Source organism: Cyanobium sp. NIVA-CYA 375 (assembly GCF_056108345.1).
Map to the genome: position 1 here is coordinate 1 of NZ_JBSYHW010000265.1, position 906 is coordinate 906.

General features: G+C 69.3%; 1 protein-coding gene. It reads left to right on the forward strand.

Translation table 11 applies throughout. The features are described from left to right. Nucleotides 1-166: 166 nt before the first annotated feature. On the forward strand, nucleotides 167-906 hold a 740-nt coding region (locus tag AC01FP_RS17985; protein WP_474482158.1), incomplete at its 3' end, for a hypothetical protein.

The window sequence follows — 906 nt, forward strand, 5'->3', positions numbered from 1 at the left end:
GTTGCGGAGAAAGTGTGGCCAAGTCCCTGTCATGAATCTATCAATTTGACTGGCTACCCGTATTCGAGTCGCCATGGCACAAGGGCCGTGGCCGGGAAATGCGGTCAGCGGGGGTTCAGGCCGATTGTGGTCTGGATCGCGGGGGAAGAAAGGCAAGGCAGGCACAATGGCTCGGTCACGCGGCAAATCAGGGTTCGGCGGCTTCGCCCCGGCGCTGTTCGCCGTGGGCGTGCTCGGGCTGCCGACTGCCGGGCTGGCACTGGCCGGGCTCGACGTCGGCCTGGGTTCGGACCCTGCCGCCAGCAGCACCCCGTTCACGCCGGCCAATGTCGACCCCGAACTGGCCCGCCGGGTGCAGGAACGCATCGCCGCACGCGGCCAGGCGATCCGCTTTACCCCGGCAGGAACCGTTGCCGACGGCAACAGCACCGTGACCGTGGCCGTGCGGGTCGATGGAGACACCGCGCGGGCCATGTCGGTCCGCTCGGCCCTCGCCGGGGCGCAAGGCGAACCGGGCGCACGTGGTGTGACGCTCGCGGGGATGCGCTACAACCTCGGCATTGCCCGCGGTTACCAGAGCTTTGCCAAGCCGCAGCCTGCACCGGTAGCGGCCGGGGCCGGCGTGCGCGACATCGGCATGCCGGATCTGGCCGAATTCCGCCCTTCCGAAGGGGTCAAGGACAAGCCGAGCCGGTTCCAGCCGCGGATTTCGCTGGCAACCGAGGAAACCAAGGGCCGCGCACGCGGCACGCTCGAAGGGCTCGGCGAACAGACCGTCGATCTCGGCGGCTCCTACCGCGTGACCCGCAACCTCGACGTCACCGCCGGTGTGCGCCTGTCGCAGGACCGCGACCGGCAGGCCCCGCTCAGCGATGGCGCGGAGGACAGCCAGGCGGTTTACGTCGG